The organism is Solimonas fluminis, assembly GCF_002930645.1.
Lineage (GTDB): Bacteria > Pseudomonadota > Gammaproteobacteria > Nevskiales > Nevskiaceae > Solimonas_A > Solimonas_A fluminis.
This window is the reverse complement of sequence record NZ_PSNW01000009.1, coordinates 113,545-137,451: the sequence shown is the minus strand read 5'-3', so window position 1 is coordinate 137,451 and position 23,907 is coordinate 113,545. Positions and strand designations below refer to the sequence as shown.

Below are 23,907 nucleotides of genomic sequence, written 5' to 3'. Positions count from 1 at the left end.
AGAAACACCCTGGAGAAGGCATGAAGTCCCCCCGTTACGTCCGCCGCGTGTCGGCACTGGAGCGCTACTCGCTGGTGCTCAACGAGGTTTATCGCTACCACGTCGACGGCATCATCGAAGGCGCGGGCACGGTGGATCCCGCCGCGCTGCAGCGCGCCGTCGACCAGGCTGCCGAGGCCAACCCGGCCATCCGCGTGCGCCTGCGCGGCTTCCTGGGCTTCTCCAAATGGGTGGACAGCGGCATCGCGCCGCAGGTGCGGGGCCTCCCGCTGGCCGACTGGGACGGCAACAGCGAGCAGGGCGCTCCCTTCCTGCAGCAGCGCCTCGATGCCCTGCGCGGCGGCCCGGTGGCCGACGTGCTGGTGGTGCCCTGCCGCGATGGCCGCACCCGCCTGGTGTTCCGCACGCTGCATGCCGCCATCGACGGCCGCGGTTTCCTGCACTGGGTCAACGAGGTCTGCAAGGCGATGCGCGGAGAGCCGCTGCAGGGCTCCTCGTCGAGCATCACCGATCTCGACGTGCAGGCGCAGCACAAGGACCAGGTGCCCGAGGAACCCAAGACCGCGCCGGTCTCCTGCATCCCGGTGCTGGCGCCGGCCGAGAGCGGCCGCGAGACGCTGAGCTACGTCTGGCGCCGCGCCGTGATCGGCAACAACGTCTCCCAGCTGCTGCCCAAGACGGCGCTGTTCCTGGCCGACTGGGCCCGCCGCCGCGAGCCCGGCGAGGTGGGCTTCACCATTCCGGTGGACTACCGCGGCCTGCGCACCGACGAGATGGGCATCGGCAACCTGACCGGCTACCTGCGCCTGAACGTGCCGGCCGACTCGACGCCGCGGACCCTGGTGCAGCAGCTCAACCAGCGCCTGCGCGCCTTCGCCGACTGCCGCCAGTTCCCCGGCGTCCGCGTCCTGCTGTGGCTGCCGATCTGGTTCATGGTGCGCCAGCTGCGTCCCAAGATCGACACCGTGCTGTACACCGTGAACCCCGGCCTGCCGACCGGCGGCGTGGTGTCGATGGGCAACATGAGGGCCGAGACCTACAGCTTCCCGGGCTTCGAGGCCGCGATGATCTACGGCATACCGGGCGCGGTGGGCAAGCTCAACACCGTGTTTCTGAACTATCCGGACTTCACCGTCATCAGTTTCTCGGCACCGGCCGCCTACAACCACCGCGGCCAACTCGACGAACTGGTGGCCGCCTACCAGCAGCATTTCACCAAAGCAGGACTGACGACTTGAACGACATCGATCTGGGCAAGCTGCGGGTCAACCGCGACGGCAAGGCCGCGCCCAAGGCCTCGGGAAAGTTCCGCCTGCAGCGCCGCCACCTGCTGATCGGTGCCGGCGTCCTGCTGCTGCTCTACATGCTGGTGCCCTCGGCGGCGTCGGTGCAGACCACGCAGGTGGTCACCGCCTGGCCCTCGCAGCAGTACCTGCTGCTGAATTCCACCGGCTACGTCGTGGCGCGGCGCAAGGCCGCGGTCGCCTCCAAGGGCACCGGCCGCGTCGAATGGCTGGGCGTCAGCGAGGGCGATACCGTCAAGGAAGGCACCGTGGTGGCGCGCCTGGAAAGCCGCGACGTGGAGGCGACCTACCATGCGGCGGTGGCCAATACGGCGGTAGCGGCGGCGGCCCTGACCACCGCGCAGAACGAACTGGAGGATGCCCAGCGCAACCTCGAGCGCTTCAACGTGCTGTTCAGGAAGAAGCTCGTATCGCTGCTCAACATGCAGGACGCCAAGTCGCGCCATGCCCGTGCGGTGGCCAGCCAGGCCAGCGCCAAGGCGGCGCTGGATGCCGCCAAGGCCAACGAGGAGTACGCCCGCAGCGGCGTGGAATACACCCAGATCCGCGCCCCCTTCGACGGCGTGGTGATCTCGCGCTCGGCCAATGTCGGCGACATCGTCACGCCGCTGTCGTCGGCGGCGGACGCCAAGGGCGCGGTCGTGGTGATGGCCGACATGAGCACGCTGGAGGTGGACGCCGAGGTATCCGAATCCTCGCTGGCCTCGATCAAGGTCGGCCAGCCCTGCGAGATCGTGCTGGATGCCTTCCCGGACCGCCGCTACCGCGGCGAGGTCAGCGTGGTCGTGCCGGCGGTGAACCGCTCCAGCGCCACCGTGACCACCAAGGTGCGCATCCTCGATGCCGACGCCAGCATCCTGCCGGACATGAGCGCCCGCGTCGGTTTCCTGTCCCGGGCGGTGGACGTGGCCAACCAGAAGCCGGTGCTGGCCGCCAACCCGGAGGCCATCGCGGGCGAGGGTGCCGACAGCCGCGTCTACGTGGTGGACGGCGAGGGCCGGGTGCGTGCGGTGCCGGTGAAGGCGGGCGTGCAGCTGGGCGGCGTGCGGGAGATACAGGGCGAGCTGAAGACCGGCGAGACCCTGGTGCTGAATCCCGGCAAGCTGCGTGACGGCAAGCGCGTGAAGCTGGCCGCGGCCAAGTAGCCGATGAGTGCGCTGATCAGCATCCGCAGCCTCGGCAAGACCTATCGCCGCGGCAACCAGCCGGTACCGGTGCTGCTGGGCATCGACCTGGAGATCGCCGCGGGCGACTATGTGTCCCTGATGGGGCCCTCCGGCTCCGGCAAGAGCACGCTGCTGAACCTCATCGCCGGCATCGACAAGCCCAGCAGCGGCACGCTGCTGATCGACGGCGTGGACATTGCCGCGCTGCCCGAGAACGACCTGGCGGCCTGGCGCGCGGCCAATGTCGGCTTCGTCTTCCAGTTCTACAACCTGATGCCGGTGCTCAATGCCTTCGAGAACGTCGAGCTGCCGCTGCTGCTGACGCCGCTGGGCAAGGCCGAGCGCCGCGACCACGTGGAGACGGCGCTGGCCATGGTCGGCCTGGCCGACCGCATGGACCACTATCCCAACGAGCTGTCCGGCGGCCAGCAGCAGCGCGTGGCCATCGCCCGCGCGCTGATCACCGATCCGACCCTGATCGTGGCCGACGAACCCACCGGCGACCTCGACCGCCAGTCGGCCGACGACGTGCTGAACCTGCTGGACCGGCTCAACGGCGAACTGGGCAAGACCATCGTCATGGTGACCCACGATCCGAAGTGCGCCGCCCGCGCGCGGCGCCTGGTGCACCTGGAGAAGGGCGTGCTGATCGACGGCGGCGGGGAAGGCCACTAGCCATGATGGCCTCCTACGTTGTCCGGCTCGCCAGCAAGAACATGTGGCGGCATCGCCTGCGCACCGGCCTGACCATTGCCGGCATCGCGGTGGCGATCGTCTCCTTCGGCTTGCTGCGCACCGTGGTGGACTCCTGGTACGCCGGTGCCGAGCTCAGTTCCTCCGCCCGCCTGATCACGCGGGCCGAGGCCTCGCTGAGCTTCTCGCTGCCGGTGACCTACGGCGAGCGCATCCGCCGCGTGCCGGGGGTCAAGGATGTGACCTGGGCGATCTGGTTCGGCGGCATCTACATCGACGAGAAGCACTTCTTCCCGCAGTTCGCGGTGGATGCCGAGACCTACTTCGACGTCTACCCGGAGTTCGTCGTGCCGCCCGAGCAGCTGGCGGCCTTCAAGCGCGACCGCCGCGGCGTCATCGTCGGCCGCAAGACCATGCAGAAGAACGGCTGGAAGATCGGCGACCAGGTGCCTCTGAAGGGCACCATCTATCCAGGCACCTGGAGCTTCACGATCCGCGGCGTCTACGAGGGCGCGGACGACAAGGTCGACGAGGGCCAGTTCTTGCTGCACTGGAGCTACGTCAACGAGAAGATCAAGGCCCTGCTGCCGTCCCTGGCCGACCGCGTCGGCGTGTTCGTGATCAACATCAAGGACCCCGGCGAGTCGGCTGCGGTATCGGCAGCCATCGACAGCGGTTTCCGCAACTCGCTGGCCGAGACGCGCACCGAGACGCAGAAGGCCTTCCAGCTCGGCTTCATCGCGATGGTGGACACGATCCTGATCGCGATCCAGACCGTGGCCTATGTCGTGATCCTGATCATCATGGCGGTGATGGCCAACACCATGGCCATGGCCGCCCGCGAACGCATGCGCGAGTACGCCACGCTCAAGGCGCTGGGCTTCCATGACCGCTTCGTCTCGGTGCTGATCCTGGGTGAATCGCTGAGCATGTCCCTGGCCGGCGGGCTGCTGGGCGTGGCGCTGACCTTTCCGCTGGCCGATGCCTTCTTCCGTGCCACGCGCGACCTGTTCCTGGTGTTCACGGTGACGCCCGCCACGGTGGCGCTGCAGGTCGCCTCGTCGCTGCTGATAGGCATCTGCGCCGCGCTGGCGCCGGCCTGGAACAGCAGCCGCGTGCGCATCGTCGACGGCCTGAGGGCGGTCACGTGAAGACCGGCCTGTCGTTCTCCTACGTGGCGCGCAATCTCTATGCGCGCAAGCTGACCACCGTGCTGACCGCGGCAGGCATGGCCCTGGTGGTCTTCGTCTTCGCCACCGTGCTGATGATGGCGGAGGGCCTGCGCCACACGCTCGGCGGCACCGGCTCCGACAGCAACGTGGTGATCATCCGCCAGGGTTCCCAGACCGAGGTGCAGAGCACCATTACCCGCGAGCAGGCCAACATGGTCGAGTCGCTGCCGGGCCTGGCAACCTCGCCCGAGGGCAGGGCACGCATCTCGCGCGAGGTGCTGGTGCTGGTCAACATGCCCCGCAAGGGTTCCGGCGGCCTGGCCAACGTCGTCGTGCGCGGCACCACGGCCAACGGGCTGGAGATGCGTCCGCAGGCCCGCATCGTTTCCGGCCGGCAGTTCCGCCCTGGATCCTCCGAGATCATCGTCGGTTCGGCGATGGCGCGCGGCAACGTCGGCCTGCGCATCGGCGACAGCATCGCCTTCGGCATGCGCAACTGGGACGTGGTGGGCGTCTTCGACGCCGGCAGCAGCGGATTCGACTCGGAGATCTGGGGCGACGGCGAGCAGATGATGCAGGCCTTCCGGCGCCAGGCCTTTTCCTCGCTGGTCGTCGGGCTGCGCGACGAGGGCAGCTACACGGGATTCGTCGAGGCGCTGATGCGCCAGCCGCAGATCAAGGCCGACGTGAAGCGCGAGCGGCAGTTCTATGCCGACCAGTCCGAGAAGCTGGCCAACTTCATCGGCATCCTGGGCAAGACCATCACCATCATCTTCTCGGTGGGCGCCATCATCGGTGCCATGATCACCATGTACGCCAGCGTCGCCAACCGCACGCGCGAGATCGGCACGCTGCGCGCCCTGGGGTTCCGCCGCGGCAACATCGTGATGGCCTTCATCCAGGAGGCGGCCCTGCTGGGGTTCGTCGCTGGCGCCGCCGGGCTGTTCGCGGCGTCCTTCATGCAGATGATCGAGATTTCCACGACCAACGTGCAGACCTTCTCGGAGGTCGTGTTCCGCCTGGTCATGACCCCCGGCATCGCCTTTCAGGTGCTGCTGTTTTCGATGTTCATGGGAATCCTCGGAGGCGTGCTGCCGGCGCTCCAGGCTTCGCGACTGGAGATTGTCGATGCCCTTCGATCGGCCTGAGCTTGCTCCCGCACTGCCGCCGCTGGCGCCGCAGACCCGCATCTCCCGGCCCCTGTCCACGCCGGAGTACTACCACGCCTGCGTCGGCACCAGCCGCTGGACCCTGGAGGGGCCGCGCGACGTCGTGTTCGTGCTGACGGCCGACAGCCGCCTGGCGCCGCAGGACTGGCAGCGCGCGCTGGACCAGGCCACCGCGGTCAACCCGGGCATGCGCCTGCGCCTGGTGGGCAAGCGCAGCAAGGCCCGCTGGGAGAGCGACGGCCTGCCGCCGCGCCTGCGCATCGTCGAGGGCTGCGACTGGGACACGCTGACCAGCCAGGGCTCGGACTTCATCACCGCCGAGCCGCTGTCGCTGGAGCATGGTCCGACGCTGGAACTGCAGCTGGTGAGCTGCACCGACGGGCGCTCCCTGGTGATCCTGCGCACCGTGCATGCCATCGTCGACGGCGGCGGCGCGCTGCACCTGCTGCGCGAGCTGTTCCGCGCCTTGCGCGGCGAGCCGCTGCTGGGCACCAACGCCGCCTTCAGCGATACCGACCTGATGATCAGCACGGGGACCACGCATTCCACCTCGAAGCATTTCAGGACCTCCTGGCTGACCGGCGAACCCAGCGGCGACGCCATGGGCGACGACTGGCGGCGCATCCCGCTGGGACCGCCGCGCAAGGACATGCTGGCGCGCGTCGCCGTGGCCATGGCCGAGTTCGCCCATCAGCGCAGCGACCTGCCGGCGCTGATCGCGGTGCCGGTGGACCTGCGCCGCCATGTGCCGGGCCTGCTGTCCACCACCAACTTCAGCAACATGCTGTTCGTGCGCCTGGACAAGGGCGACGGCATCGCGCACTTCAAGCAGCGCCTGCAGGACATGCTGGCGCAGCGGATGGAGACGGTCTATCCGCGCATCCTCGACATCGTGAAGTGGCTGCCGCTGCGCTGGTTCGATCTGCTGGTGTCGCGCACGCGCTGGAACTACCGCAAGCGCAAGCCGATGGAGACCGCCGTCATCTCCAACCTCGGCCGCATCGACACCGAGGCCCTGAGCTGCCCCGGCTTCACGCTGAAGCACCTGTTCGTCCATCCGCTCGGCGGCAGTGCCTTCTCCGCCATGTTCTGCGTCGACGGCCAGGTGGAACTGATCCTGAACCTGCCGCGCGTGCTGTCGGGCGAGGGGCGCTTCGACGCCTTCGTCGACTACCTGCAGCGGCGCGTCGCCGAAGGCGACTGACCCCCTACCTGGAAGACCCCATCATCATGCCGAACATCCGCCGCCTGCTGTGCCTGCTGCTGCTCGTTCCGGGCCTGGCGCAGGCCAATGACCTGCTGCGCGTCTACAGGCTGGCCCAGGCCAACGACGCCACGCTGGCCAGCGCACGCTATGCCCGCGAGGCCGCGCTGCAGAACAAGCCCCTGGCCCGCGCGATGCTGCTGCCGCAGCTCAGCGGCAGCTACGACTACGTGTTCAACGACACCGAGGTGGAAGTCACCTACGTCGACCCGACCAGCGGCGCGGCGATCCCGCTGTCGCGCAAGAACGACGGCACCGACAAGAGCCTCAGCGTCACCCTGAGCCAGCCGCTGTTCAGCCTCGAGGCCTGGTACCAGTTCAAGCAAGCCAGCGAGCAGGCCGCGCTGGCGCAGCTGAACTACCGCGGCAGCGAGCAGGACCTGCTGCTGCGCGTGGCGGAGCTGTACTTCGGCGTGCTCGGCGCGCGCGACGCGCAGCGCTCGGCGCAGGCCGAGAAGGCGGCGCTGGAGCAGCAGCTGGAGCTGGCCAACCAGCATCTGCAGGTGGGCCTGTCGAGCATCACCGACACCCAGGAGGTGCAGGCGCGCTACGACCTGAGCGTGGCCAGCGAGCTGGAGGCCGGCCAGGCCCTGGCGACCGCCATCGAAGCCCTGGAGGAGATCACCCGCGAGCCGCTGCGCAGCATCGAGGAGGACGAGAATGTGCGCGTGGTGCCGCTGGACCCGGCGGCGCCGCGAAAGCCGGGCTTGGCGGCCCTGCAGGAGGACATCCCGCTGCCGACGCCGGATCCCGTCGGCGTCGAGCCCTGGGTAACCCATGCCCGCCTGGGCAACTTCGACCTGCTGGCGGCGAAACTGAACTTCAGCGTCGCCGATCGCGGCCTGAGCGCCGCCAGGTCCAAGTGGCTGCCCACCGTGGCCGCCACGGCGAGCTACCTGGATTCCACCAGCGAAGCCGGTGCGTTTCCCACCGAACTGTCCGGCACCTCGGTGGGCATCGGGGTGCGCCTGCCGCTGTTCTCCGGTGGCGCCACCCGCGCCGGCATCCGCCAGGCCGAGGCCGTCCGCGGCCAGCGGCTGGCGGAATACGACGGCGCTCGCCGCGTGGTGGAGCGCAATACCCGCAATGCCTTCCAGGCCGTGACCACCGGCGCGGCGCGCGTCCATGCCCTGAAGCAGGCCATGGCCTCCAGCGCGACCGCCCTGGAAGCCAGCGAAGTGGGCCTGGAGATCGGCACGCGTTCGGCGATCGACGTGCTCAACGCACGGCAGCAGCGCTACGCCGCGCAGCGCAACTACGAAAGCTCGCGCTACGAGTACCTGCTGTCGGTGTTGCGGCTCAAGGCCGTGGCCGGCCAGCTGGTGCTGCAGGACCTGGTGCAGCTGGACGGTCTGCTGGTGCGGGACCCGGTGATGGGGGACTGAAAAATATGGCCCTGCGCACCGGGTGCGCAGGGCCTGGAGCAAAGGCTTGACGGCTCAGCGGCTGCCGGGTGCCGGCAGCGTCGGGCCGCGCAGGGGGATGGCTACGCTGCTGCCCGTGGGAAGCTGCGGCGCCTGCCGCTGGCCCTGGAGAGACGTCGGACGGACTTCGCCCAGCGAGGGCATCTGGCGCTGCGTGAGGCTCATCGGCATCTCCGTGGGATGGGGGGTGACGGCCCCAATGTGCTCCCTTGCACACAGGCTGTCTGTAGATAAAGTCTCACGTTGCTGGCACGGGATTTTCGGCCGCCGACGAGCGGCGGCGAATCAGGGGATGAAATGCGGGGAGCGGCCCGGCGGCGCAGCTGCCGAGGGCCTGTTAACCCTACGGCCGTCGCTGCGACGGAGACCGTTTTGGCGCAGGGCTCAGTCCCGGCACGCGCCGTGTACTGGACGTACATCAGCGGGGCGGGACAACGCCCTGCGCCAAAACGGTCCCGCCCTCCGGGTGCCACCAGATTTGCCGCCATGCGGGCCATCGGGCTTACTGCGGAGCGACATTGAGTCGCTCCGCAGCCTGGGCCAATGGCCTCGTCGGTTATTGGGGCCCACCCAACGCCCTCCTCGCGTCGTGCCTGGCGGCAAATCTGGTGGCATCGCACCGGCGGCCGTAGTGTTAACAGGCCCTAGACCGTCCCGATCTCCGCCGGCGCCTTGAACTGGTCCTTCCAGCTGCGCAGCGCGGTGAATACCGCCACGCTGTCCGGCAGCCGGCCACCGGACCATTGGCGCGCCGACTGCACCACCGCCGGCATTTCGGTGCGCAGGAAGGGGTTGATCTGCTTCTCCAGCGCCAGCGTGGTCGGCAGGCTGGGCTCGCGGTTGCCGCGCAGCGCGCGGACCCGCATCAGCTGGTTGGCGATGGCGCCGTTGTCCGGCTCCACGGCACGCGCGAAGGCCAGGTTGCTCAGGGTGTACTCGTGGGTGCAGTACACCAGGGTTTCCGGCGGCAGGGCCGCCAGGCGCGACAGCGAGGAATGCATCTGCGAGGGCGTGCCCTCGAACAGGCGGCCGCAGCCGGCGGAGAACAGGGTGTCGCCGCAGAGCAGGATGCCGGGGCTGTAGTAGACGATGTGACCCAGCGTATGGCCCGGCACCGCGATCACCTGGAAGGGCAGGTCCAGCAGCGTGACGCGGTCGCCCTCCTTCAGCAGCTGGGTCAGGCCGGGGATGCGCTTCTCCTCGGCCGCCGGGCCGTAGACCGGTATGCCCTTGAATTGGCGGCAGAGTTCGGCGATGCCGCCGATATGGTCGGGGTGCCAGTGGGTGACCGCGATGGCCTCCAGGCCGAGGCCGCGGGCCTGCAGCTCCTGCAGCACCGGGGCGGCGTCGCCCGGATCGACCACGACGGCGCGTGAACCCTCGACCAGGGTCCAGAGGTAATTGTCCTGAAAAGCCGGGATCGGGATGATCTGCATGGCGTATGATCTTGGTGCCTGATTCCGGTCCGGTCAAACCATGCCCTCGACGCGAGCCCATCTTTCCGGATTGCCGCTGACCCGCCATACGCTGGACCTGTGGCTGCATTCGCCGCGCGGGCGCCGCCTGCTGGCGCTGGAGGAGGGCGAGGTGCGCCGCGTGCTGCCGGAGGTGTTCGGCCGCCACGTGCTGCAGATCGGCAGCTGGGGTCTGGACAACCAGTTGATCAGCTGCGCCGAGACGCTGCACAAGGCGGTGCTCGGCACCGTCGGCGGCGAGCCCTCCTCGGCGCTGATCGACCCGGAGCAGCTGCCGCTGATGAGCAAGAGCGTGGACGCTGTGCTGCTGCCGCATACCCTGGAGTTCAGCCGCTCGCCGCACAACGTGCTGCGCGAGGTCAACCGGGTGCTCAACGACCGAGGCCGCCTGTTCGTGCTCGGCTTCAGTCCCTGGAGCGGCTGGGCGATGCGCGGCCTGGTCGGGCTGCGCTACCGCGCCTTCCCCGCGGGCGCCCGCTTCCACGGGGTCGGCCGCATCTGCGACTGGCTGGAACTGCTGGACTTCGAGGTCACCGAGATCCGCCGCTTCGGCGTCGGCTTTCCCTGGCTGGAACCGCGCACCGCGGGCGGCCCCTGGAGCGTCGGCGCGCTGCTGGCGCCGCTGTCCGAGGCCTACATGCTGGTGGCGCGCAAGCGCGTGATCCCGGTCAACTTCATCGGCCGCGCGCAGCGGGCCCAGGTCAAGCCGCTGGTCGGCGTGACCGCTCCCGCGGCACAATCGCAGGCCTCATTGGAAAAACACCCGACGTGAAGCAGATCGTGATTCATACCGACGGCGCCTGCAGGGGCAACCCGGGGCCCGGCGGCTGGGGCGCCTTGCTCGAGTACAACGGCACCCGCAAGGACCTCAAGGGCGGCGAAGCCCTGACCACCAACAACCGCATGGAACTGATGGCCGCCATCAGCGCCCTGGAAGCCCTGCGCGAGCCCTGTGTCGTGCAGCTCTACACCGACTCGGTCTACGTGCGCTCCGGCCTGCTGGAATGGCTCCCGGGCTGGAAGAAGCGCGGCTGGAAGACCGCCGACAAGAAGCCGGTCAAGAACCAGGACCTGTGGCAGCGCCTGGATGCCGCGGCCTCGCGTCACCAGGTGGAATGGCACTGGGTGAAGGGCCATGCCGGCCACCCCGGCAACGAGGCGGCGGATCGCCTGGCCAACCAGGGCATCGACGAACTGCTCGCGCAGCAGAAGGGAGCGGCGGCATGAGCGCCGCCATGAAGCGCCAGGTCATCCTCGACACCGAAACCACGGGCCTGGAAGCCAGCCAGGGCCACCGCATCATCGAAGTCGGCTGCATCGAGCTGGTCAACCGCCGCTACACCAGCAACAACTTCTGGCGCTACATCAACCCGGAGCGCGAGATCGACCGCGGCGCCATCGAGGTCCACGGCATCACCAACGAGTTCCTGGCCGACAAGCCGAAGTTCTTCGAGCTGGCCAAGGAACTCTGGGACTACCTGGAAGGCGCGGAGCTGATCATCCACAACGCCGCCTTCGACGTCGGCTTCCTCAATGCCGAGTTCGGGCGCCTGGGCTTCACCCGGCGCATCGAGGACGTCTGCGAGGTGACCGACACGGTGGCCATGGCGCGCAAGATGCACCCCGGCCAGCGCGTCAGCCTCGACGCGCTGTGCAAGCGCTACGAGGTGGACAACTCCGGCCGCGACCTGCACGGCGCCTTGCTCGACGCCCGCCTGCTGGCCGACGTCTACCTGTCGATGACCGGCGGCCAGAACCGCCTGATGCTGGACAGCGAGGAGGGCGGCGGCGCCTCGCGCTCGCGCTTCGTCGAACTGCTCGGCGCCAGCGCCGCGCCGCTGCCGGTGCTGGCGCCCGATGCCGCCGAGCAGGAGGCCCACCTGGCCAAGCTCAAGAAGCTGGCCGACAAGGGCAAGTGCCTGTGGGCCGGCGAACTTCCCGCCGCCTGAGGCTTTAGAGCCAGCGCGCGTCGACCAGGACGTGGCGCCATTCCCAGCCCGCCGCCGTGATCACCTGCACCAGCGGTGAGCGCATCTCGTCGATGTCGAAGCGCCAGGCATGGGCGATCTCGCCCGTCGGCTTGCCGTCGCGCAACTGCAGGCCCAGCACGCCCTCGACCCGGCGGTCGAAGAAGCTGACGCCCCAGGTGGCGCGGTAGCTCAGGTCCGCGCCGCCTGCGCCCGCGGAGGCGTCGAAGGCGGCCTGGAACTCGCGCACGCGGACCTGCGCCCGATCCTCGTCCAGGCGCAGGCGATAGCGGACCACCCGGTTCACGTGGCGCAGCCGCATCAGGTCCAGCCAGGTGGCTTCGGCATGGCGCCATTCGGCGATCAGTTCCTGCGGCGCATCGCCGGGGCGCACCGTGAAGGGCAGGTCTTGCCGGCCCAGGCGCAGCAGGCGCTGCCGCAGCGCCGTTGCGGTCTGCACAGGCACTCCGGGCATCGCGGCATGGCTCGCGGCCCAGGTGGCCAGGCGCAGGAACACCCAGGCCACGAACAGGCTGTAGAGCACCAGCGCGGCCGCCAGCACGGCCACGGGCGGCTCCGGCGGCGTTGCGGCAGCGGCGGAGGCCGCCGGACCGGGCGGGGGAGCATCCATCCCGCGCAGGCGGTGCTCCAGGATGGCACGGTCCACGGCGGTGATCCGCAGCAGGCGCCGGCCGTCCACGGCGTGGAAGCTGGCGTGGCGCTCCTCCTGCGTCAGCACGCCGCTGTAGCGGCCCAGCGATTCCAGCGGGGGCGGCTGGTTCTGGTACTCCGCCAGGAAGCGCAGGCGCGCTTGCGCCTCCCCATCGTAGATGACCTCGATGACCTGGCTGCCGTCGGCATAGACCGACAGCAGGGCGCGACGCGCGTCCAGCACCCCCGGGGTGAGATCGGTGACCTGCAGCGGCGCGTCGGCGCCGGGAATGCGCTCGGGCGCCGGGGTGCCGGCGGGAGCGGGCAGCGGGTCCTGCCGCAGGAGGCGGTCGGGAAACAGGCCGAAGGCGAGGACCTGCGGCAGCACCACCAGGCCGAAGAAGACGCCGAAGAACACCATGCCGCGCGGGTCGCGCATCATCGACAGCAGGGCCGCCATGACCAGCCCCGCGATCAGCGCCAGCCCGGCGATGGCCAGCGTCGCCGGCTGGTCGATACGGCCGGTCCGCAGCCAGGCCGCCGCCAGCACGCCGGCCCCCGCCAGCAGGTACGCGGCAACGATGCCAACTGCGATCGGGCGGATGCCGGCTTCCATGCTTGACCCCCGTGACGTGCCCCGATTCTATCCGGACCATAGGAAAGCGCGCCGGGTCTGTGGCATAAACGCCGCATAACGACACGAACGGGGGACCTGCGGATGCAGTCCTGGGCTGAAATCCTGGCGGATGTGCAAGCGAACTGGCTGATCTACGCCTCCATGCCCTTCGTGGCGGCGCTGATCGGCTACGTCACCAAGCTGGTGGCGATCCGCATGATGTTCGAGCCCATCGAATTCCTCGGCATCAAGCCCTACCTGGGCTGGCAGGGCATCGTGCCGCGCAAGGCCGCGATCATGGCCAGCATCGCCTGCGACACCATGACCCAGCGCCTGCTCAAGCCGCAGGACATCTTCGGGCGCCTGGACCCGGACCAGATCGCCCGCGAGATCGAGGGGCCGCTGCTGGAGCAGGTGGAGAAGATCACCCACGAGGTGGCCTCGCACTATTCGCCGGGTCTCTGGGAAGCGGCGCCGGATTCCGTGCGCCAGGCCATCATCCGCCGCATCCAGGCCGAGGCCCCCAACATCGTCCGCCAGATGATGGTGGACCTGAAGAACAACATCGACGACATGTTCGACCTGACGGACATGGTCGTGCGGGCGCTGATGCGCGACAAGCGCCTGCTCAACCGCATCTTCCAGGAGGCCGGGCACGAGGAGTTCCGCTTCATCGCCCGCTCCGGCATCTACTTCGGCTTCGTCATCGGCTGCGTGCAGGCGGTGACCTGGGCGCTGACGCACAGCCCCTGGGTCATGCCGCTGTTCGGCGGCTTCACCGGCTGGTTCACCGACTGGCTGGCGCTGAAGATGATCTTCTACCCCAAGAAGCCGACGAAGTACCTGGGCCTGTTCACCTGGCAGGGCCTGTTCCTCAAGCGGCGCAAGGAAGTGGCCGCCGAGTACGGCGCGCTGATCGCTGCCGAGGTGGTCACCCCGCGCAACGTGCTGGAGGCCGTGCTCCGCGGCCCCTTCTCCGACCGCCTGTTCCACATGGTGACCAAGCAGGTGCAGAGATCGATCGACGAGCAGGCCGGCATCGTGCGCCGCGTCGTCATGTTCGCCGTGGGCAGCCGCCAGTACCGCGACATGAAGCAGATGATCGCCGACAAGATCGTGGAGACCCTGCCGGACACGCTGCGCCACATGGAGGGCTACGTCGGCACCGCCATGGACCTGCGCAGCACCCTCACCGTGAAGATGCAGGAGCTGACCGAGGACGAGTTCGAGGCCCTGCTGCGCCCCGCCTTCCAGCAGGACGAATGGATCCTGATCACCGTCGGCGCCGTGCTCGGCTTCCTGGTCGGCGAGATGCAGGTGCAGGTGATGCTGCATCTGGGCAGCATTCCCGCTCACTAGCAGTCAGCCGGCTCCCGCGGGCGAGTGGCTACTTGCCCGGCGCCGCCAGCTTCGGCTGCACGCTGGCCCCGCCGCAGGCACGCCACAGCTGCTGCCCGGTCACGCTTAGGCGCAGGGTCTCGCGCGTGATCCTGGCGCGCTGGCGCGGCTTGGACTCGATGCTGGCGATGGTCTGGCGCATCTCGCTGCTGTTCTCGATCAGCTGGTACTGCACCAGCAGCTGCGGATCCTCGGGGCCGAACTCGATCAGGCCCAGGCGGCGCAGGCGGCCGATATAGTAGTGGCCGGATTCGTGCAGCGAGGCCCCGGCGTTCTTGGCCACCGCGTTGACGTTCTCCATCACCAGGGTGCGCGACTGCGCCGAGCCCAGCAGGGTGCCGCTGTGCAGCTGGATCACCGCGTGGCGGGCGCCGTCGGACAGGAAGGAGATGATGCGCGCCTCGTCCGGCACCAGTTCGCGCAGGATCGCGGCAAAGAGATAGTCGTAGGCCTGGGGCTTGGTCTGGTCCACCGCCTGCTGCAGCAGGTCGGCGAACATGCGCGAGGGCGGCTGCGGCAAGGGCAGCATGTAGGTGCGCTCGACCTTGGGCTTGCGCGTCCGGGTTGCCCCGGCGCTGCTTCCCGCGGCTTGGCCTTCGCCGGCCGGCGGCTCGTCCTCGGCGGCACGCTCCATGCGCTCCTTCAGCGTCGCGAACAGCGCCTTCTCCGCCTTGCGCAACTGTTCCTGCGCGATGTCGGCGCCCGGCAGCCGGCTCAGGAAGCTGGCGGCGAAGCGGCCGGCACGGCGTGCGTTGGCCACGGCGCCGTCATTGACCGCCAGGGCGCGGCCGGCGGTGTTGTCGTCCTGTTTCGGGTCGTTGGCGCTCACTCGGAAGCCTCTGGCATGCGGATGCGTCTAGTGTCCGCTGCAAGCATACGTCAGATGAATGGCCCTGCGGCCGCGCTCGCGGGTCTGCCGACCCACCCGGATCGACGGCGTGCCGATCCGCCGCGGATGCCGGCTCCTAGGGTTTGCGGGCCAGCGCGGTGACGACCTCGAAGTAGGGCGGACGGCTCTCCCGCGAGGTGACGCGGCAGTGCTCCACCGCGAAGCCTGCGGTCTCCAGCAGGCGCTGGAGCCGGGCCGGCTGCAGGCCCAGATTGACGTGGTCGTAGGCCTGCATCGCGGCTTCGTGCCGGTGCGAGTTCAGCGCCGCCACCACCAGCCGTCCCCCGCGGCGCAGCAGCCGGAAAGCCTCGGCCAGAAGCCTGTCGGGGTTGCGGGTATAGGCCAGCGCATGCATCGCGAAGACATGGTCCGCCGCTGCGTCCGGCAGCCGCGTGGCATGCATGTCCGCTTCATGGAAATGCACGTTGCGGAAGGGAGCCAGGCGCTTGCGGGCTGCGGCGATCACGGTCGGGCTGATGTCGACGCAGGCGACGCTGCGGGCCCGCTCGGCGATCAGCTCGGCGAGCACGCCGTCGCCGCTGGCGATGTCGACCACGTCGCCGAGATCCAGCAGGCCGATCAGCGCCCGCGCCGTTGCTTCCCAGGTCCGTCCCGGCGAGTAGTGCAGCTCCATGCGGCCGGCCACCGACTCGGCCCAGGTCTGGCCGGGGCTGCGGCTGCGCAGCACCTCCTCGGCCCGCTCGCGGTCCAGCCGCAGCTGGGCGTCGTCCAGGCGGCCCCGCAGCAGTTCCCAGAGTTCGCCCACCGCCCCGGCGGTGCCGGCGGCGGAATAGAGCGCCGAGCTGCCGCTGCGCTTGTCCTGTACCAGGCCGGCACGCTTCAGGCGGGCCAGGTGGGTGGAGACGCGGCTCTGCGCCAGGCCGGTGATCCCGGTCAGCTCGGCCACGCTCAGTTCGTGCGTCTCCAGCAGCAGCAGCAGGCGAAGGCGGCTGGCGTCGGCCAGCAGGCTGCAGACCTCGGTACTTTGTTCAAGGGACAGTGTCATGCGGATAGGCGGATGGTTCTGCGCCCATTAGACACAAAAAAAACCCGCCGGGGGAACCCGGCGGGTTTTTGTGTCTGCCGCTCAGGGCAGCAGGCTGCCCTGGCTGGGCTGCGGCTGCGGCTCGGCGGCCGGGGCGGCTTCCGCCGCGGCGGGGGTCGCGGCAGGAGCCGCTGCCGGCGCGGTAGCCGCTTCCTTCTTGCCCTGCGAGGTGGCGAGGAAGGCGCGCGACAGCGGCGACGGGGTGATGGCCTGGACCGCGCTCACCACCTTGTCGGTGGCCTCGCTGATCTTGGCCTTGGCCTTGGCCACGGGGCTGGCCTTGGGGGCGGCCGGGGCAGGAGCCGGCTTCGCGGCGGCGGGCTTGGCGGCGGGCTTGGCCACCGGCTTGGGCAGCGGTGCCTTGGCGACGACCTTCTCGACCGCGGCCTTGGCCTTGGCCACGTCCTTCTTGACGACCGCCTTGACCTTGGCGACGTCCTTCTTCACCACGGCCTTGGCCTTGGCGACGTCCTTCTTGACGGCGGTCTTGGCCTTGGCGACCTGCTTCTTGACGGCGGCCTGGGCCTTCTTGGCCTTGGCCACGTCCTTCTTGACGACCGCCTTGACCTTGGCCACCGGCTTCTTCACGGCTTTCTTGGCCTTGGCGACGGTCTTCTTGGCCGTGCTCTGGGCCTTCTTGGCCTGCGCCTTGACCTTGGCGACGGTCTTCTTGGCCGTGCTCTGGGCCTTCTTGGCCTGTGCCTTGACCTTGGAAACGGTCTTCTTCGCGGCCTTGCCGCTGGATTTGCTCGGCTTCTTCATAAGTTCAACAAGCTCCAAACGTGTAGCGGCCACGGTAGGCCAGGGACTCATGGGCGGTCGACGCGACGCGCCGGATCATCATCCTGCAGCGGCCAAGCCGCTGCGAGGCGACATTCTTTTACCTTTGCCTCCCGAAACGGGCGGCACCAAGCGAATCCAGTCTGGAGTGAAAATGTCGATCGCACCAACGGTCGCGCGCGGCAACCGGCCGATCTGAACTTTCCACAGGAGCCAACGGCCTTTCCCGGCCTTCTGAGCCATGATCCGTGCCGGCGGCTTCTTGTGGTGCCGCTCCCCTGGCCGGATTCGCCGCCTTCCTGCAGCTGTCCAACTCCCCTTGACATTTCCCCTGCAAGCTTTTCCGGAGTGTAGGGCGTGTGATGAATCAGTGTCAAAAATTTTTCAGTGGCGCAGGTTTAGGCGCCGCCCCGGGCGGCCGGGCGACCCCGGTTTCGGTTGTCGGAGGGGGGGGCGGTCGTTATGATTGCCGCCTCTTCATTTCGGCTGCGGTCGTCTTTCGCCGCGCAATTTCCACTTTTTTCTTAAATCCCAAGAGGTGACCATGTACCAGGGGCAATCCATCCGGGTGTCCAAGCTCGACGGCGGTCTCGCCGAACTGTGCTTTGACCGCCAGAACGACGCGATCAACAAGTTCGACGCCGCTACCGTCAAGGAACTGGGCGAAGCCGGTGCCGTGCTGGCCAAGGCCGGCGACATCAAGGGCCTGATCGTGACCAGCGCCAAGGACGTCTTCATCGTCGGCGCCGACATCACCGAGTTCGGCAGCAAGTTCCAGGCCTCCGAGGAAGAGATCGCGGGCTGGACCGTCGAATCCAACAAGGTCTTCTCCGCGATCGAGGACCTGCCGTTCCCGACCGTGACCGTCATCAACGGCGTCGCCCTGGGCGGCGGCTTCGAGATGGCGCTGTCGACCGACTACCGAGTGGCCAGCGCCACCGCGCAGGTCGGCCTGCCGGAAGCCAAGCTGGGCCTGTTCCCGGGCTTCGGCGGCACCGTGCGCCTGCCGCGCCTGATCGGCGCCGACAATGCCATCGAGTGGATCGCCGGCGGCGAGCCGGTCAAGCCGGATGCCGCTCTGAAGGTTCATGCCGTCGACGCCGTCGTGGCGCCGGAGAAGCTGCGCGCCGCGGCGCTGAAGCTGCTGGAGCAGGCCATCGCCGGCAAGTACGACTGGAAGGCGCGCCGCGCACAGAAGACCGGCCCGCTCAAGCTCGACATGATGGAATCCATGATGGTCTTCGAGACCGCCAAGGGCTTCATCGCCGGCAAGGCCGGCAAGAACTACCCGGCGCCGCTGGCCGCGGTCACCGCGATCCAGAAGGCCGCCGGCAAGAGCCGTGACGAGGCGCTGAAGATCGAGGGCCAGGCCTTCGCCAAGATCGCCAAGACCACCGCCGCCGACGCGCTGATCGGCCTGTTCCTGAACGACCAGCTGCTGAAGAAGAAGGCCAAGGCCGCCGGCAAGATTGCAAAGCCGGTGAAGCAGGCCGCCGTGCTCGGTGCCGGCATCATGGGCGGTGGCATCGCCTACCAGAGCGCCTCCAAGGGCACGCCGATCATCATGAAGGACATCGCCGACAAGGCGCTGGACCTGGGCATGAGCGAGGCCAACAAGCTGGTCTCCAAGCAGGTCGGCAAGAAGCTGACCCCGGAGAAGGCCGGCAAGATCCTGGCGGCGATCCGCCCGACGCTGAACTACGGCGACTTCCAGACCGTGGACATCGTGGTCGAGGCCGTGGTCGAGAACCCGAAGATCAAGAAGTCGGTGCTGGCCGAGGTCGAGTCCCAGGTCAAGCCGGGCACGATCATCGCCTCCAACACCTCCTCGATCTCCATCGACGAGCTGGCCACCGCCGTGAAGGCGCCCGAGAACTTCCTCGGCATGCACTTCTTCAATCCGGTGCACCGCATGCCGCTGGTCGAGGTGATCTACGGCGAGAAGACCTCCAAGGAGGCCATCGCCACCACGGTCGCCTACGCCACCGCCATGGGCAAGAACGCCATCGTGGTGAAGAACTGCCCGGGCTTCCTGGTCAACCGCATCCTGTTCCCGTACTTCGGCGGCTGGTCGGCCCTGCTGCGTGACGGCGGCGACTACCTGCAGATCGACAAGGTCATGGAAGGCTTCGGCTGGCCCATGGGCCCGTCGTACCTGCAGGACGTGGTCGGCATCGACACCTCGCACCACGTCGGCGACGTGCTGGCCGAGGGCTACCCGGACCGCATGTCCAACAAGGAATTCAAGTCCGCGCTGGACGTGATGTACGAGAACAAGCGCTTTGGCCAGAAGAACGGCATCGGCTTCTTCAAGTACGAGACCGATCCCAAGGGCAAGCCGGTCAAGAAGATCGACCCGGAGACCGAGCAGCTGATCGCCTCGGTGGCCAAGGCGCCGAAGAAGGAATTCACGGAAGCGGAGATCATCGACCGCCTGATGCTGCCGATGATCATCGAAACCGTGCGCTGCCTGGACGAGGGCATCGTCGAGACCCCGACCGAGGCCGACATGGGCCTGATCCTGGGCATCGGCTTCCCGCCGTTCCGCGGCGGCGCCCTCAAGTACGCCGACACCATCGGCATGAAGACCATCCTCGAGAAGGCGGCCCAGTACGCCCACCTCGGCAAGCTCTACGAGCCGACCGAGTCGATGAAGAAGATGGCCGCCGAAGGCAAGACCTACTTCCCCAAGTAAGTCTCGCGCACGAAAGAATTCCGGAGATTTTGAGATGACGACTGAAGTTGTGATTGTCGACGCGATCCGCACCCCGATGGGTCGTTCGCGCAATGGCGTGTTCCGCAACGTGCGCGCCGAGAAGCTGTCCGCAGACCTGATGCAGGCGATCCTCGCCCGCAACCCGGCGGTGAACCCCAAGGAAGTGGAAGACGTGATCTGGGGCTGCGTGATCCAGACCCTGGAGCAGGGCTTCAACATCGCCCGCAACGCGCTGCTGCTGGCCGGCCTGCCCAAGGAAGTCTCGGGCCAGACCGTGAACCGCCTCTGCGGCTCCTCGATGACCGCCATCCACACCGCCGTGGGCAACATCCTGTCCGGCATGGGTGACACCTACATCTGCGGCGGCGTCGAGCACATGGGCCACGTGCCGATGACGCACGGCTTCGACGGCGACCCGGAACTGACGCTCAACACCGCCAAGGCTTCGGCGATGATGGGCCTGACCGCGGAAATGCTGACGCAGACCCACCAGATCAACCGCCAGCAGCAGGACGAGTTCGCGCTGGCCTCGCACCAGAAGGCCTATGCGGCCTTCAAGAACGGCGAGTACAAGAACCAGATCGTCGCGGTGGAAGGCCACGATGCCGACGGCGCGCCGCTGCTGGTGGACTACGACGAAGTGGTCCGCACCGATGCCAACCTCGCCGACCTCGGCAAGCTCAAGCCCGCCTTCAACCCGAAGGGCAGCGTCACCGCCGGCAACAGCTCCGCGATCTCCGACGGTGCTTCCTGCGTGCTGATCATGTCCGCCGAGAAGGCCAAGGCCCTGGGCCTGAAGCCGCTGGCGAAGATCCGCGGCATGGCCTCGGCCGGCTGCAACGCGGCGATCATGGGTATCGGCCCGGTGCCGGCGACGCAGAAGGCGCTGAAGCGCGCCGGCCTGTCGATTTCCGACATCGACTACTTCGAGCTCAACGAGGCCTTCGCCGCGCAGTCGCTGGCGGTGATGAAGGACCTCAAGATCACGGACAAGGCCGACCGCATCAACATCAAGGGCGGCGCCATCGCCCTGGGCCACCCGCTGGGCTGCTCCGGTGCACGCATCACCGGCGCCCTGGCGCACGTGCTGCAGGAGAAGAACGCGCAGTTCGGCGTCGCCACGATGTGCATCGGCATGGGCCAGGGCGTGGCCACCGTGCTGGAGCGCGTGTGAGCCGTCGCGGCATGCCGTAGTGAAGAAGGCCGGGGAGACCCGGCCTTTTTCTTTGCCCGCGATCCGCTCAACCGTTGCGGATGCGCGCCACCAGCGCCTGGGTGAAGGCCTTTGTATCCGCCATGCCGCCCAGGTCGCCGGTACGGACCTTGTCGACGTTGAAGGTGTCGTTGATGGCGCGGCGCAGCCTCGCCGCCGCCTCGCCGAGCTTGACATGGTCCAGCATCATCGCCGCCGCCAGCATCAGCGCCACCGGGTTGGCGATGCCCTTGCCGGCGATGTCCGGCGCCGAGCCGTGCACCGCCTCGAAGATCGCCGCGTCGGCGCCGATGTTGGCGCCCGGCGCCATGCCCAGTCCGCCGACCAGGCCGGCAACGAGGTCGGACAGGATGTCGCCGAACAGGTTGGTGGTGACCAGCGCGTCGAACTGCCAGGGATTCAGCACCAGCTTCATCGCGCAGGCGTCGATGATCACCTCCTGCATCTCGATGCGGCCCTGGTACTTCTGCTTGTGGAGCTTGCGCGCCTCGTCGAGGAAGATGCCGGTCAGCGCCTTCATGATGTTGGCCTTGTGCACCACGGCGATCTTCCTGCGGCCCAGCGCGATGGCATGCTCGAAGGCGTATTCCAGCAGGCGGTGCGAGCCCTGGCGCGTATTGACGCCGGTGGCGATCGCCACGGCCTCGGGGTCTCCGTCCATCGCGATGTAGTGCTCGTAGCCCATGTACAGGCCCTCGAGATTCTCGCGGTAGACCATCAGGTCGATGTTGTCGTAGCGCCCCCCGGGAATCAGCGTGCGCGCCGGGCGGACGTTGGCGTAGAGCTTGAAGGCCTCGCGCAGGCGCACGTTGCTGGAGCGGTAGCCGCTGCCCGAGGGCGTTTCCAGCGGACCCTTCAGGGCCAGGCGCGTGCGGCGGATGCTGTCGAGCACCGCGTCGGGCAGCGGGTCGCCGGCACTCTTGATCCCGGCCAGGCCCGCCTGCTGGATGTCCCAGTCGAAGGGCACTCCCAGTGCGTCGAGGGCGGCCAGGGTGGCTTCGACGATCTCGGGGCCGATGCCGTCGCCGGGGATCAGGGTGGCTGCGATGCGGCTGCTCATGCGCGGTTCTCGCTGTTTTCGGGGGGTGTCGCCACTCTAGCGGCTGCCGCGGCATCCGGCAGGACGGGGCGCGGCGCGCGCGTCTTTCGTTTCCTCACGTAACATGGCCGCCTCGAATCCAGCCCGGGGATGCCCCATGTTCCTGCAACGTTCCGCCGTTTCCGCCTTGCTGCTGCTGGGCCTGGCCGCCTGCGGCGGCAGCGCCCAGCTGCCGCTGTCCGAGGGTACCGGTCCCAGCCCGAAGCTGCCTGCGCCGGACCGCAGGCTGCTGCCGGTGGTGAACATCGCGCCGGCGCAGGGCTGGCCGGCCGGCGGCCGGCCGCAGGCGGCGGCCGGCCTGCAGGTGCAGGCCTTCGCCGACGGCCTGGACCATCCGCGCTGGCTGCAGGTCCTGCCCAACGGCGACGTGCTGGTGGCGGAAAGCAACGCGCCGGCCAATCCGCCGCGCGGCATCGTCGGCCGCGTGGAGAGGGCGGTGATGAAGAAGGCCGGCGCCGGCGTGCCCAGCGCCAACCGCATCACGCTGCTGCGCGATACCGACGGCGATGGCGTGGCCGACCAGCGCTCGGTCTTCCTCAAGGACCTGAACTCGCCCTTCGGCATGGCATTGGTCGGGCAGCACTTCTACGTCGCCAACACCAACGCGGTGCTGCGCTATGACTACCGGGCGGGCGCCACGTCGATCTCCGGTTCCGGCACGAAGCTGGCGGACCTGCCCGCCGGCGAGATCAACCGGCACTGGACCAAGAGCCTGATCGCCAGCCCCGACGGCGCGCGGCTCTACGTGGGCGTGGGCGCCAACAGCAATATCGGCGAGGCCGGCCTGGACGTGGAGGAGGGCAGGGCCCTGATCTGGGAGATCGACGCGGCGACCGGCGACAAGCGCATCTATGCCTACGGCCTGCGCAATCCGGTCGGGATGGCCTGGGAGCCGGTCACCGGCGCGCTGTGGGTGGCGGTGAACGAGCGCGATGAACTGGGCAGCGACCTGGTGCCCGACTACATGACCTCGGTCCGCGAGGGAGGCTTCTACGGCTGGCCCTGGAGCTACTGGGGCCAGCACGTGGACGAGCGGGTGAAGCCGCAGCAGCCGGAACTCGTGGCCAAGGCCATCGCCCCCGACTACGCGCTGGGCCCGCACACCGCCTCGCTGGGCCTGGCTCACTCCAGGGGGAACTCGCTGCCGACTGCCTATGCGGAGGGCATGTTCGTGGGGCAGCACGGTTCCTGGAACCGCAAGCCGCACAGCGGCTACAAGGTGGTCTTCGTGCCCTTCGAGGGCGGCCAGCCCAAGGGCCAGCCGTTGGACGTGCTGACCGGCTTCCTGAGTGCCGAGGGCAAGGCCCTGGGCCGGCCGGTGGGTGTTGCGCTGGACGGCGGCGGTGCGTTGCTGGTGGCCGACGATGTCGGCAACATCGTCTGGCGCGTCAGCGCGGCGAAGCCCTGAGGAGCATGCCGATGGAATCATCGCCCCTGCACTGGTACGCCCTCAGCGCCGTGCTGCTGTTCCTGAAGATGTTCGCGATCTCGCTCTACCAGGGCTGGCATCGCATCAGCCGGCAGCAGTTCAAGACGCCGGAGGATGCGGCCTTCGTCGGCAGGCCGGCGGCCGCCGAGGAACTGCCGCAGGTGCAGCGCGCCGCGCGTGCCTGGGCCAACGACCTGGAGAACATCCCCGTCTTCCTCGCGCTGGGCATCGCCTACGTGCAGCTGGGGCTGTCGGCCGCGGCGGCGCCCTGGCTGTTCGGCGTGTTCGTGGCGGCCCGGGTGGCCCATACGCTGTGCTATCTGGCGGGGCTGCAGCCCTGGCGGACCCTTTCCTATGCGGTCGGGATCGGAGCGACGCTGGGGATGGGAGCCATGATCCTCGGCGCCCTGTTCTGAGGCGGCCCTAGGGCCTGTTAA

The 23,907-nt window shown here is 68.5% G+C and carries 22 protein-coding genes; 15 read left to right on the top strand and 7 right to left on the bottom strand.

Going from position 1 to position 23,907, the window contains the following annotated elements:
* Positions 1 to 20 precede the first annotated feature (20 nt).
* The 7 genes from C3942_RS16075 to C3942_RS16045 are packed head-to-tail and all read left to right on the top strand — an operon-like array spanning position 21 to position 8,153.
* The gene (locus C3942_RS16075) at positions 21 to 1,238 is read left to right on the top strand and encodes a non-ribosomal peptide synthetase family protein (RefSeq protein ID WP_104231382.1); all 1,218 of its coding nucleotides are present in this window, start codon (positions 21 to 23) and stop codon (positions 1,236 to 1,238) included.
* Positions 1,235 to 2,449 (top strand): efflux RND transporter periplasmic adaptor subunit, encoded by a 1,215-nt coding sequence (locus C3942_RS16070; protein WP_104231381.1) that lies wholly within the window; start codon positions 1,235 to 1,237, stop codon positions 2,447 to 2,449. Before C3942_RS16075 ends, C3942_RS16070 begins: the two co-directional genes overlap by 4 nt.
* A 3-nt stretch (positions 2,450 to 2,452) precedes the next feature.
* On the top strand, positions 2,453 to 3,145 hold the full coding sequence (locus tag C3942_RS16065; RefSeq protein WP_104231380.1) for an ABC transporter ATP-binding protein: 693 nt from the start codon (positions 2,453 to 2,455) through the stop codon (positions 3,143 to 3,145).
* A 5-nt stretch (positions 3,146 to 3,150) separates the two neighbouring features.
* A complete protein-coding gene (locus C3942_RS16060) occupies positions 3,151 to 4,314 on the top strand; it encodes an ABC transporter permease (RefSeq protein ID WP_104231455.1) in 1,164 nt (387 codons plus the stop codon).
* The gene (locus C3942_RS16055) at positions 4,311 to 5,483 is read left to right on the top strand and encodes an ABC transporter permease (protein ID WP_243393633.1); all 1,173 of its coding nucleotides are present in this window, start codon (positions 4,311 to 4,313) and stop codon (positions 5,481 to 5,483) included. Before C3942_RS16060 ends, C3942_RS16055 begins: the two co-directional genes overlap by 4 nt.
* On the top strand, positions 5,464 to 6,708 hold the full coding sequence (locus tag C3942_RS16050) for a hypothetical protein (protein ID WP_104231379.1): 1,245 nt from the start codon (positions 5,464 to 5,466) through the stop codon (positions 6,706 to 6,708). Before C3942_RS16055 ends, C3942_RS16050 begins: the two co-directional genes overlap by 20 nt.
* A gap of 26 nt (positions 6,709 to 6,734) precedes the next feature.
* The gene (locus tag C3942_RS16045) at positions 6,735 to 8,153 is read left to right on the top strand and encodes a TolC family protein (protein ID WP_104231378.1); all 1,419 of its coding nucleotides are present in this window, start codon (positions 6,735 to 6,737) and stop codon (positions 8,151 to 8,153) included.
* Between the two features lie 54 nt (positions 8,154 to 8,207).
* Here the strand turns inward: C3942_RS16045 and C3942_RS22385 are convergent, their stop codons facing one another.
* Positions 8,208 to 8,357, bottom strand: coding sequence for a hypothetical protein (locus tag C3942_RS22385; RefSeq protein ID WP_165797485.1), 150 nt, complete (start codon positions 8,355 to 8,357; stop codon positions 8,208 to 8,210).
* A gap of 479 nt (positions 8,358 to 8,836) precedes the next feature.
* Positions 8,837 to 9,628: a hydroxyacylglutathione hydrolase gene (gloB, locus tag C3942_RS16040; RefSeq protein ID WP_104231377.1), complete on the bottom strand. Its 792-nt coding sequence runs from the start codon at positions 9,626 to 9,628 to the stop codon at positions 8,837 to 8,839.
* Positions 9,629 to 9,668: 40 nt separating this feature from the next.
* Between gloB and C3942_RS16035 the strand changes: the two genes are divergently transcribed.
* The 3 genes from C3942_RS16035 to dnaQ are packed head-to-tail and all read left to right on the top strand — an operon-like array spanning position 9,669 to position 11,616.
* Positions 9,669 to 10,439 carry a class I SAM-dependent methyltransferase gene (locus tag C3942_RS16035; RefSeq protein ID WP_104231376.1) on the top strand — a complete coding sequence of 257 codons (771 nt, stop codon included), beginning with the start codon at positions 9,669 to 9,671 and terminating at the stop codon, positions 10,437 to 10,439.
* Entirely contained in the window at positions 10,436 to 10,894 is a 459-nt protein-coding gene (gene rnhA / locus C3942_RS16030; RefSeq protein WP_104231375.1) for a ribonuclease HI, read from the top strand. The genes C3942_RS16035 and rnhA overlap by 4 nt, the downstream gene beginning before the upstream one ends.
* Positions 10,891 to 11,616 carry a DNA polymerase III subunit epsilon gene (gene dnaQ, locus C3942_RS16025; RefSeq protein ID WP_243393632.1) on the top strand — a complete coding sequence of 242 codons (726 nt, stop codon included), beginning with the start codon at positions 10,891 to 10,893 and terminating at the stop codon, positions 11,614 to 11,616. The genes rnhA and dnaQ overlap by 4 nt, the downstream gene beginning before the upstream one ends.
* A 4-nt stretch (positions 11,617 to 11,620) precedes the next feature.
* On the opposite strand, the gene C3942_RS16020 is transcribed toward dnaQ, so the two are convergent.
* Positions 11,621 to 12,901: a hypothetical protein gene (locus C3942_RS16020; protein ID WP_104231374.1), complete on the bottom strand. Its 1,281-nt coding sequence runs from the start codon at positions 12,899 to 12,901 to the stop codon at positions 11,621 to 11,623.
* 102 nt (positions 12,902 to 13,003) lie between these two features.
* Between C3942_RS16020 and C3942_RS16015 the strand changes: the two genes are divergently transcribed.
* On the top strand, positions 13,004 to 14,260 hold the full coding sequence (locus C3942_RS16015; RefSeq protein ID WP_104231373.1) for a DUF445 domain-containing protein: 1,257 nt from the start codon (positions 13,004 to 13,006) through the stop codon (positions 14,258 to 14,260).
* A gap of 28 nt (positions 14,261 to 14,288) precedes the next feature.
* On the opposite strand, the gene C3942_RS16010 is transcribed toward C3942_RS16015, so the two are convergent.
* From C3942_RS16010 to C3942_RS22380, 3 genes are all read right to left on the bottom strand, one after another.
* Entirely contained in the window at positions 14,289 to 15,128 is an 840-nt protein-coding gene (locus C3942_RS16010) for an Abi-alpha family protein (RefSeq protein ID WP_104231372.1), read from the bottom strand.
* Between the two features lie 136 nt (positions 15,129 to 15,264).
* Positions 15,265 to 16,194 (bottom strand): ArsR family transcriptional regulator, encoded by a 930-nt coding sequence (locus tag C3942_RS16005; protein WP_104231371.1) that lies wholly within the window; start codon positions 16,192 to 16,194, stop codon positions 15,265 to 15,267.
* Positions 16,195 to 16,275: 81 nt separating this feature from the next.
* Positions 16,276 to 16,995, bottom strand: coding sequence for a histone (locus tag C3942_RS22380; RefSeq protein ID WP_104231370.1), 720 nt, complete (start codon positions 16,993 to 16,995; stop codon positions 16,276 to 16,278).
* A 562-nt stretch (positions 16,996 to 17,557) separates the two neighbouring features.
* Here C3942_RS22380 and fadB point away from each other — a divergent pair.
* Positions 17,558 to 19,708 carry a fatty acid oxidation complex subunit alpha FadB gene (fadB, locus tag C3942_RS15995; protein ID WP_104231369.1) on the top strand — a complete coding sequence of 717 codons (2,151 nt, stop codon included), beginning with the start codon at positions 17,558 to 17,560 and terminating at the stop codon, positions 19,706 to 19,708.
* 34 nt (positions 19,709 to 19,742) lie between these two features.
* Entirely contained in the window at positions 19,743 to 20,903 is a 1,161-nt protein-coding gene (fadA, locus tag C3942_RS15990) for an acetyl-CoA C-acyltransferase FadA (RefSeq protein ID WP_104231368.1), read from the top strand.
* 67 nt (positions 20,904 to 20,970) lie between these two features.
* Here the strand turns inward: fadA and C3942_RS15985 are convergent, their stop codons facing one another.
* Positions 20,971 to 22,002 (bottom strand): isocitrate/isopropylmalate family dehydrogenase, encoded by a 1,032-nt coding sequence (locus tag C3942_RS15985; protein WP_104231367.1) that lies wholly within the window; start codon positions 22,000 to 22,002, stop codon positions 20,971 to 20,973.
* A gap of 136 nt (positions 22,003 to 22,138) precedes the next feature.
* Here C3942_RS15985 and C3942_RS15980 point away from each other — a divergent pair, with 136 nt between their 5' ends.
* Both C3942_RS15980 and C3942_RS15975 read left to right on the top strand, forming a co-directional pair.
* Complete coding sequence (locus tag C3942_RS15980) at positions 22,139 to 23,449, top strand: PQQ-dependent sugar dehydrogenase (RefSeq protein WP_104231366.1); 1,311 nt, start codon at positions 22,139 to 22,141, stop codon at positions 23,447 to 23,449.
* Positions 23,450 to 23,460: 11 nt separating this feature from the next.
* The gene (locus C3942_RS15975; RefSeq protein ID WP_207766115.1) at positions 23,461 to 23,886 is read left to right on the top strand and encodes an MAPEG family protein; all 426 of its coding nucleotides are present in this window, start codon (positions 23,461 to 23,463) and stop codon (positions 23,884 to 23,886) included.
* Positions 23,887 to 23,907 lie beyond the last annotated feature (21 nt).